The sequence below is a fragment of the Bradyrhizobium sp. genome (assembly GCF_019244115.1).
GTDB lineage: Bacteria > Pseudomonadota > Alphaproteobacteria > Rhizobiales > Xanthobacteraceae > Bradyrhizobium.
Map to the genome: position 1 here is coordinate 1 of NZ_JAFATE010000082.1, position 7,817 is coordinate 7,817.

Annotated in this window: 10 protein-coding genes; 4 read left to right on the forward strand and 6 right to left on the reverse strand. The window is 63.4% G+C overall.

Annotation, left to right across the window (positions count from 1 at the left end; all coding sequences use genetic code 11):
* From nthA to JOZ76_RS03740, 3 genes are all read left to right on the forward strand, one after another.
* Positions 1-517: nitrile hydratase subunit alpha (nthA, locus tag JOZ76_RS03730; RefSeq protein WP_291697279.1), on the forward strand; the 517-nt coding region annotated here is incomplete at its 5' end.
* Entirely contained in the window at positions 514-1,173 is a 660-nt protein-coding gene (gene nthB / locus JOZ76_RS03735; protein ID WP_291697280.1) for a nitrile hydratase subunit beta, read from the forward strand. The genes nthA and nthB, both read left to right, overlap by 4 nt.
* Positions 1,173-1,541 (forward strand): nitrile hydratase accessory protein, encoded by a 369-nt coding sequence (locus tag JOZ76_RS03740; protein WP_291697281.1) that lies wholly within the window; start codon positions 1,173-1,175, stop codon positions 1,539-1,541. The genes nthB and JOZ76_RS03740 overlap by 1 nt, the downstream gene beginning before the upstream one ends.
* Here the strand turns inward: JOZ76_RS03740 and JOZ76_RS03745 are convergent.
* Together JOZ76_RS03745 and queC are read right to left on the reverse strand one after the other, a co-directional pair.
* On the reverse strand, positions 1,538-1,951 hold the full coding sequence (locus JOZ76_RS03745) for a PAS domain S-box protein (protein ID WP_291697282.1): 414 nt from the start codon (positions 1,949-1,951) through the stop codon (positions 1,538-1,540). The genes JOZ76_RS03740 and JOZ76_RS03745 overlap by 4 nt on opposite strands.
* Positions 1,952-1,973: 22 nt before the next feature.
* Positions 1,974-2,690, reverse strand: a complete 717-nt coding sequence (gene queC / locus JOZ76_RS03750; RefSeq protein WP_291697287.1) for a 7-cyano-7-deazaguanine synthase QueC — start codon at positions 2,688-2,690, stop codon at positions 1,974-1,976.
* A 139-nt stretch (positions 2,691-2,829) separates the two neighbouring features.
* Here queC and mazG point away from each other — a divergent pair, with 139 nt between their 5' ends.
* Complete coding sequence (gene mazG / locus JOZ76_RS03755) at positions 2,830-3,657, forward strand: nucleoside triphosphate pyrophosphohydrolase (protein ID WP_291697283.1); 828 nt, start codon at positions 2,830-2,832, stop codon at positions 3,655-3,657.
* Positions 3,658-3,762: 105 nt separating this feature from the next.
* Here the strand turns inward: mazG and JOZ76_RS03760 are convergent, their stop codons facing one another.
* The 4 genes from JOZ76_RS03760 to hflX all read right to left on the reverse strand — a co-directional run.
* Positions 3,763-4,374, reverse strand: a complete 612-nt coding sequence (locus JOZ76_RS03760) for a DUF4142 domain-containing protein (RefSeq protein ID WP_291697284.1) — start codon at positions 4,372-4,374, stop codon at positions 3,763-3,765.
* A gap of 30 nt (positions 4,375-4,404) precedes the next feature.
* A complete protein-coding gene (locus JOZ76_RS03765) occupies positions 4,405-5,745 on the reverse strand; it encodes a cytochrome B6 (protein WP_291697288.1) in 1,341 nt (446 codons plus the stop codon).
* A 237-nt stretch (positions 5,746-5,982) separates the two neighbouring features.
* The gene (locus JOZ76_RS03770; RefSeq protein ID WP_291697285.1) at positions 5,983-6,375 is read right to left on the reverse strand and encodes a hypothetical protein; all 393 of its coding nucleotides are present in this window, start codon (positions 6,373-6,375) and stop codon (positions 5,983-5,985) included.
* A 239-nt stretch (positions 6,376-6,614) separates the two neighbouring features.
* A partial coding sequence (gene hflX, locus JOZ76_RS03775; protein WP_291697286.1) for a GTPase HflX occupies positions 6,615-7,817 on the reverse strand: 1,203 nt, incomplete at its 5' end.

Consider the following 7,817-nt stretch of genomic DNA (forward strand, 5'->3'; position numbering starts at 1 on the left):
GGCGGCACTGGATGCCATCGTTCAGGCCTATGAGACCCGGATCGGCCCGCACAATGGCGCACGCGTCGTCGCCAAGGCCTGGGTCGATCCCGCCTTCAAACGCGCCCTGCTGGAAGACGGAACCAAGGCGATCGCGACCCTCGGCCATGTCAGCCGCGTCGGGGATCATCTCGTCGTCGTCGAGAACACGCCACAGCGTCACAACATGGTCGTGTGCACGCTCTGCTCCTGTTATCCCTGGGAGCTTTTGGGGCTGCCGCCGGTCTGGTACAAGGCGGCGCCTTATCGTTCCCGTGCCGTCAAAGATCCGCGCGGCGTGCTGGCCGATTTCGGCGTGAGCGTCTCCAAGGACACCGAAATTCGGGTCTGGGATTCGACCGCCGAGACCCGCTTTCTGGTACTGCCGATGCGGCCTGCAGGCACCGAGGGTTTTGGCGAAGAGCAGCTTGCCGAGCTCGTGACCCGCGACTCCATGATCGGCACCGGCTTTCCGAAAACCCCGGACGCGCTGTCATGAACGGCGTGCACGACATGGGCGGCATGGACGGCTTTGGCAAGGTCGAGCCCGAACCGAACGAACCGGTGTTTCATGCAGAATGGGAAAGCCGCGTGCTGGCGATGGTGCGCGCGATGGGAGCTGCCGGCGCCTACAATATCGACATGTCGCGCTTCTATCGCGAAATACTGCCGCCGGACGTCTATCTCGCCAGCTCCTATTACAAGAAATGGCTGCTCGGCCTCGAGGATCTCCTGATCGACCAGGGTTTGGTCGACGCCGAGGAAATCACGATGGGCCACGCGCTCGAGCCGGCCAGGGCGCTGAAGCGCGGCAAGTTCACGCTGGACGATGTCGAACGCATCATGGTGCGCGGCAAGTTTGAACGCCCGGCACAGGCGCCAGCGAAATTCAAGATCGGCGATCGAGCGCGCGCCAGGAACATCCATCCCGCCACCCACACCCGCCTGCCGCGCTATGTGCGCGGCCGTGTCGGCGTCGTAGAACGCGTTCACGGCTGTCACGTCTTTCCGGACTCGGCGGCGCAGGAGGCCGGCGAGAATCCGCAATGGCTCTACACCATCGTATTCGAGGGGACCGAGCTTTGGGGAGCGGATAGCGATCCGACGGTCAAAGTCTCGATCGACGCGTTCGAGCCTTATCTGGAGTTTTCGTAGTGGACGCCGCCGCGTGTGTGCGCGCGCTCCCCGATCTGCCGCAGGATGCCGACGGCATAGTGTTCCGCGAGCCCTGGGAGGCGCAGGCATTTGCGATGGCGCTGGCGCTTTTTGACCGCGGTGTCTTCACCTGGAACGAATGGGCCGCCATGCTCGCCGACGAAATCAGGCGAGCCCAGGCGGGCGGCGATCCCGATACTGGGGAGACCTATTATCGGCACTGGCTCGCGACCCTGGAGCGGATGGTCGCGGAGAAAGGCGTCACCTCGCCCGCGACGCTGCATCGCTATCGCAAGGCCTGGGACCATGCCACCGATCGCACCCCGCACGGCCAGCCGATCGCGCTGCGGGCGGAGGATTTCGATTAGCGCGTACCGGAGGTTCGCGCTGCGCGCTCGCGCTCGACACGCTCGGTGACGTCACGGGCCATGGCGACCGATCCCTTGACCGCACCATCGGCGCCTTTGACCAAGGCAAATGTCATTTCGATGTAGAGCTTGCGCCCATCCTTGTGCGCCGCCCGGGTCAGGGTCGGACGGCCCGCGAGCTTCATGGTGCCGCTCGTGATCGCCGCGTCAAAGCCGCTCCAGTGCGCGCTTCGCAGGTGTTCTGGAACGATCAAATCAAGCTTTTGGCCGAGCGCATCATCCGCGGAGTAGCCGAATAAGCGCTGAGAGGCGCTGTTCCAGCGCTGAATCACGCCGGAACGATCGGCATAGATGAGCGCATCGGCGACGGCATCGAGAATGTGCGCGTCCAGGCTTGCACGATCGTTCATGTCGAGACCTCTCTCCGCGTCCTCATCCGGCGCGGGCCACATACTCCCGCCAGCCCTTCGCGCGCAGGCTGCAGGCGGGACATTCGCCGCAGCCAAACCCCCAGTGGTGGCGCGCGCCGCGCTCGCCGAGATAGCAGGTGTGGGAGTGCTCGCAAATCAGGTCGACCAGCCCTGCCCCGCCGAGATCGTGAGCGAGCCGCCAGGTCGCAGCCTTGCTCAGCCACATCAAGGGTGTGTGCAGTTCGAACGGCTTTGCCGTGCCGAGCACGAGCGTCCTTTGTAGTGCGCGGATGGTCTCGTCGCGACAATCGGGATAGCCGGAATAATCGGTCTCGCACATGCCGCCGACAATATCCAAAATGCCGCGCCGATAGGCGAGCGCCGCGGCGAAGGTGAGAAAGACCAGGTTCCGTCCGGGGACGAACGTGTTGGGCAGGCCGTCCGTTCCCATTTCGATCGCGACGTCGCGGGTCAGCGCGGTCTCCGAAATCTCGGAGAGCGTCGGGATGGTCAACGTGTGGCTGTCGCCGAGCCTCTGCGCCCAATCCGCGCGCAGGTCCCTGAAGCCGTCAAGCAACCGATCGCGGCAGGTGAGTTCAATGGCGTGCCGCTGGCCATAGTCGAAGCCAAGGGTCTCGACGCGTGCGAACCGCTCGAGCGCCCAGGCGAGGCAGGTCGCCGAATCCTGGCCGCCCGAGAACAGCACGAGTGCGGTTTTGCCTTGGGGCGGATCGCTCATCTCAATCATTTGAGTTCCGCCTTAGCATCCAAGCCCCGCCCGGCCAACCAGTGGATTGCGCGGCGTTGCGGCGCTTTTTGCTGGGATGGCCCGCCCAGGTGAGGCATACAGCCCCGTCCTCGTCGAATAAGGGCGCGACATGACCCCTTCCCGCGATATCTCCCGGCTGATCGAGATCATGGCCGCGCTGCGGACACCCGGCAGCGGCTGCCCGTGGGATCTCGAGCAAAATTTTGCGACCATTGCCCCCTACACGATCGAGGAGGCCTATGAGGTCGTGGACGCGATCGCGCGCAACGATCTCGGCGATCTCTGCGAGGAACTCGGCGATCTCCTGCTCCAGGTCGTGTTTCACGCACGCATGGCGGAGGAACAAGGCGTATTCGCCTTCGGCGACGTAGTCGAGGCGATCACGCGAAAGATGATCCGCCGGCACCCGCATGTGTTCGCCGACAAGGAGGGGAAGTTGACGGCGACCGGCGTCAAGGGCGCCTGGGATCGGATCAAGGCCGAGGAGAAGGCCGAGCGCGCCGCGCGCCGGCCTGCGGACCGGCCTGCGGACCAGGAGGAGCACACATCGCTATTGGCGCAGGTCAAGGCCGGCCAGCCCTCGCTGGCGCGCGCGCTCGCCCTGCAACAGAAGGCGGCGACCGTCGGTTTTGACTGGAACGATCCACGGGCCGTGTTGAAGAAGATCCGTGAAGAGGCTGACGAGATCGAGGTCGCGCTGGACTCCAAGGATCAAGACGAACTCGCAAGGGAGACCGGCGACCTCTTGTTCGCGGTCGTCAACCTTGCTCGCCATGTCGGGGCCGATCCGGACATGGCTCTGCGCGGCACCAACGCGAAATTCACACGCCGCTTTGCCGCCATCGAGCGGGCGCTGGCGGCAAAGGGCCGCTCGCTGGAAGCCGCGACGCTGGAAGAGATGGATGCGCTGTGGGATCAGGCGAAAGCGGCTGAATGAGGCGCAAGGGGCATCAAGCGGCGTGAACTTGCTCCCTCCCATGGTGCCGATGCTGCCCGTCAGTCCAGTTTGCGCTTTATTGGGAACATTCGGGCGTGCCCGGATTCACCTCGGCGCCCTCTCGGCTGCTTGAGAGCTCTCTGAGTTGATCATCTGCGCCATGCGCAGATGATCCAGCACAGTGGGCAGGATGTCCGATGCGAGCTTCTTCAGGTCTGCGTTCTCTCCCGACCCAATTTCATATTCCAGAAGCTGAGCCGTTTTCTGGTGATCGGTGATCTGGCCTTCAATGTAGGTACGATCGAATTGCGTGCCGCTAGCTTGTTCGAGCTTGTCGCGCATGGTGCTGTGCTCGTCATCGAGCCGATCGGGCAGCGGAATCGACTCGGCCGTTGCCAGGGCCGACAATCTGTCATTAGCGGCCGCGTGATCGTGGATCATCCGTTGGGCGAATTCCTGAACGCGCCTACCTCCCTTTTTTGCCGCGAGTTTAGCCGCGTCCACCTCCGCCAAACCACCAATCGCCGCCGCATGAATGAAGATGCGATCCGCATCGTTGGTCTGGTGCGGCGCCGGCACGCCCGGAGCCTGCTCTCTGGTTCCCGCCGGCATGCCGCCGGGATTGCTGGGCGCCGGACTTGCCGGGTTGGCCTGCTGGCCGGATGCTGGTCCAACGAGGAGGCTGGCGAGAAAGGTGACGGCAAACAGACGGATCATCTTGGCTCTCCTTCTCCCTCTTCGGGCGGCTCACAGCGTGAGCATGTAGGCCACTAGCGCGTCCTTCTCGTCCTGCGTCAGCTTGAGCCCCAGCACCAGGTTGAAGAACTCCACGGTGTCCGCGAGCGTCAGCAGCCGCCCATCATGCATGTAGGGCGGCGAGTCCTTGATGCCGCGCAGCGTAAATGTCTTGATTGGTCCGTCCGGCAGCATCACCAGGCCGTTCTCAGTCTGTCCAATGTCGTAGAAGCGCTCAAGCTTCAGGTCGTGCATATTGTTGTCGAGAAATGAGGTCTGAGGCACGTGGCATTGCGCGCAATGGCCCTTGCCGAGAAAAACCTGTTCGCCAGCGAGCTCCTGCGCTGTTGCCTTGGTCGGATCAAGATGCCCCGTGGGATCAAGCTTCGGTGCTGGCGGAAAATCGATCATGTTCTGCATCTGGGCCATCATTGGCACCTGGTCAAAGCGGTCGGGCAAATGCACGCCCTTGCGTTGCGCGCTGACATGATCGCCGTTGAAATAGGCGGTGCGCTGCTCGAATTGCGTGAAATCCTCGACCGACCGCAACGACCGTTTCGAGCCATGGAGTTGCTGGTTGAACAGGCCGCGCAGGCTGACGGTGTCGAGGCGGAAACGGGCCGCCTGCGGCCGAACGTCGGGGGTTAGATGGAACGCTGCGTTGGTATGGAAATTCGCGTGGCAATCAAGGCAGGTGACCCCGAGGCTCTGATCCGCGCTCTTGCGATCTTCTGTCTGGTTGAATTCCTCCTGTGGAAAAGGCGTCAGCAACAGACGCAAGCCTTCCATCTGCACCGGCGTGATCAAGCCGACCATGAGTTGATAGTAATTCTTGATGGTGAGGAGTTGGCCATGAGAGACGTCGCCCAGCTCCGGATGGCTGGTGAGAAAGATCGGTGGCGGAAATTCTGGTGTAAACCGGTCCGGGAAATCGAAATCGACGTCGAACCGTCGCAGGTTGCGCTGCTCCTGGCGACCGATCTCGTCGATCTCGTTGTTCGGGAAGACCTGGCCGCCGGTCGCCTGCTTCACATGCGGCAGCGGCCTGAATCCGGCCGGCAGCAGTCCACGCTGCCGGATTTCATCCGGACTCATGTCGGCGAGACTGTCCCACGTGACGCCCGCCGGCAGCTTGACACGGACACCGCCCTGCACCGGCTTTCGCAGTCCCGACATCATCACGTCGGGAATTGGCCGGTCTGAGAGATCATAGCGCTGCTGAAGCAGAGTCTGCTGACGCTGCGCCACCAGCGGCTTCTCGGCCTCGTCATTTGCCCGGACTTGGCCAAGCGGCAGTGTCGGAAGTGGCCGGTAGGTCGCATCTGGCGGCAGGGAATCGGCCAGCGCAGCCATGCCGAGCACGGCTGCTCCGACCAGAGTGAAAGTGAGTTTGAGCGCTTTTGGCACAACACCCTCCGTTCGGAGGGCGCGCGGATGCACGGCACCGCTCCGGTGTGGAGCCGAACGTCCGCCGATTTTCTTTGTTCCTATCAGGGTAGTGCTGCAGAGGGGTTACGCCGTGAAAGCGCCGGAGGCTTTGAGCTCTCCTATCGCGCTCGCAGGTGATGCGGAGACACGCGTTCGCCACGGCTACGGCGGCTTCGTTCCCAGTTGGCCGGGAGGCGCCTTGACGGTCGCGGACCGTTCGGCGGCGATCTTGCGGATTTTGGGCCAGAAATGCAGCCATGATCCGACGATGAGCGCCGGCACGAACGCGCCGATGATCATCAGCGGCGACAATTGCGCCGGCGAGATCAATTCGATCGACATCGCCGCGATCAACCACAGCGTCGCGAACATGATGGTGAAGTCGACCAGCGGATAGCGAAGCACGTACAGCAGCGCCGTCAGCAGCATCGCCGGCGCAATCGCTGCGCCGATCATGACGGCCGTCAACTCCTTCGGGGTCAGGATATCGAGCGTCATCGACGCGAGCACCCAAAGGGCCGTGAACATGATGGCGGCGTCGATCGGGTGTCTCACATCTCCGCTCCGCTGCGCGCGACCCTCGCTCCAGGACACTCGTAGAATGCTATGGAACCGAGCGGGTCGGGCAAAATTTGGGACAATATATACGATACATGGCTTCTAAGACATGTCCTGCCGCCATTGCAGCAATAACCAGGGTTAACCCGGTGCGTTCAAGAGGTGATCATGCCGGACGCAGACGCCCCGGCAGCGGCGACAGACGCGCTTCTGGCCGCCCCAGGTCCCGGAAGGGCCTAGATCTGGTGCGGCACCGCATCAAAACGGCTCACCACGAGGTCGCGCTTTGACGGGTCGACACGCACGGTCATGTCAAAGCGGCCATCATGGAGCTGCTTGTTCAGCACTTCGGCATTGCGGTGCAGCCAGGAGATCCCTGCGCCGTCGGCCGCGTCGATCGACAGGTCGAGCGTGGTGCGTGCCTTCGCCAGCCGCTCTTCGATGGCGCGGAGCAACTGCTCGAGCCCCTCGCCCGTTTCGGCCGACACCAGCAGGCACGGGCGCTCGGACGGACGGCGCGCGGCGATGTTGCGCAGCTTCTCGCGCTCGTCGGGAACGAAGCGGTCAATCTTGTTCCAGACTTCGAGAATACGGTCCCCGGCAGCGGGATCGATGCCGAGCTGGCGCAGTACCTGATCGACATCGCGCTCCTGGGCCTCCGCATCCTCGTGCGAGATGTCGCGCACATGCAGGATGAGATCGGCCTCGAGCACCTCTTCCAGCGTAGCGCGAAACGCGGCGACGAGTTGCGTCGGCAGGTTGGAGATGAAGCCGACAGTGTCCGAGAGCATGGCCTTGCCGCCATGCGGCAGATGGATGGCGCGCAAGGTCGGGTCAAGGGTCGCAAACAGCATGTCGGCCGCCTGCACGTCAGCCCGCGTCAGGCGGTTGAATAGTGTTGACTTGCCGGCATTGGTGTAGCCGACCAGCGCCACCACGCGGTAAGGCACGCGCTGGCGGCCGGCGCGATGCAGCCGACGCGTCGCCTGCACCTTCTTCAATTCGGTCTCGAGCCGCGTGATGCGTTCGCCGATCATGCGACGGTCGGCCTCGATCTGGGTCTCGCCGGGACCGCCCATGAAGCCAAAACCGCCGCGCTGGCGCTCGAGATGGGTCCAGGAGCGCACCAGGCGGCTACGCTGGTAGTTCAGATGCGCGAGTTCGACCTGCAGCGCACCCTCTTTCGTCTTTGCGCGCCGGCCAAAAATTTCCAGGATCAATCCGGTGCGGTCGAGCACCTTGATGTTCCAGGCCTTCTCGAGATTGCGCTGCTGGATCGGCGACAGAGCACAATCGACCACGACGAGTTCGATGTCGTGTCCGGCGATCAGCCCGGTGATCTCCTCGACCTTGCCCTTGCCGAGATAGGTGGCGGGGCGGATTTCGGACAGCGGCGCAACGCCGGACTCGATGACCTCAAGGTCAATCGCCGCCGCGAG

Bases quoted from the DNA above. Each gene is read 5' to 3' on its own strand.
- queC (WP_291697287.1), bottom strand. From the start codon at position 2,690: ATGAGCGATCCGCCCCAAGGCAAAACCGCACTCGTGCTGTTCTCGGGC.
- nthB (WP_291697280.1), top strand. From the start codon at position 514: ATGAACGGCGTGCACGACATGGGCGGCATGGACGGCTTTGGCAAGGTC.
- JOZ76_RS03745 (WP_291697282.1), bottom strand. From the start codon at position 1,951: ATGAACGATCGTGCAAGCCTGGACGCGCACATTCTCGATGCCGTCGCC.
- JOZ76_RS03765 (WP_291697288.1), bottom strand. From the start codon at position 5,745: ATGGCTGCGCTGGCCGATTCCCTGCCGCCAGATGCGACCTACCGGCCA.
- mazG (WP_291697283.1), top strand. From the start codon at position 2,830: ATGACCCCTTCCCGCGATATCTCCCGGCTGATCGAGATCATGGCCGCG.
- JOZ76_RS03760 (WP_291697284.1), bottom strand. From the start codon at position 4,374: ATGATCCGTCTGTTTGCCGTCACCTTTCTCGCCAGCCTCCTCGTTGGA.